4 tRNA genes are annotated in these 346 nt (G+C 49.4%); all 4 read left to right on the top strand.

The annotated features are described in order from the left end of the window. The 4 genes from FD50_RS01335 (at position 1) to FD50_RS01350 (ending at position 344) form a co-directional block, all read left to right on the top strand. A tRNA-Thr gene (locus tag FD50_RS01335) sits at positions 1–76 on the top strand. Positions 77–83: 7 nt separating this feature from the next. After that, positions 84–155, top strand: a tRNA-Gly gene (locus tag FD50_RS01340). A 14-nt stretch (positions 156–169) separates the two neighbouring features. Continuing rightward, positions 170–255: transfer RNA gene (locus tag FD50_RS01345), tRNA-Leu, on the top strand. Between the two features lie 15 nt (positions 256–270). After that, positions 271–344: transfer RNA gene (locus FD50_RS01350), tRNA-Arg, on the top strand. Positions 345–346 lie beyond the last annotated feature (2 nt).

Consider the following 346-nt stretch of genomic DNA (forward strand, 5'->3'; position numbering starts at 1 on the left):
GCCGACTTAGCTCAGTTGGTAGAGCATCTGATTTGTAATCAGAGGGTCGGGCGTTCGAATCGTCTAGTCGGCACCATTTTTATGCGGAAGTAGTTCAGTGGTAGAACATCACCTTGCCATGGTGGGGGTCGCGGGTTCGAATCCCGTCTTCCGCTTGTTAATATTATTTGCCGGGGTGGCGGAACTGGCAGACGCACAGGACTTAAAATCCTGCGGTAAGTGATTACCGTACCGGTTCGATTCCGGTCCTCGGCATAATTATATTATTATGCACCCATAGCGCAATTGGATAGAGTGTCTGACTACGAATCAGAAGGTTGTAGGTTCGACTCCTACTGGGTGCATT

Source organism: Liquorilactobacillus satsumensis DSM 16230 = JCM 12392 (assembly GCF_001435195.1).
GTDB classification, from domain to species: Bacteria; Bacillota; Bacilli; order Lactobacillales; family Lactobacillaceae; genus Liquorilactobacillus; species Liquorilactobacillus satsumensis.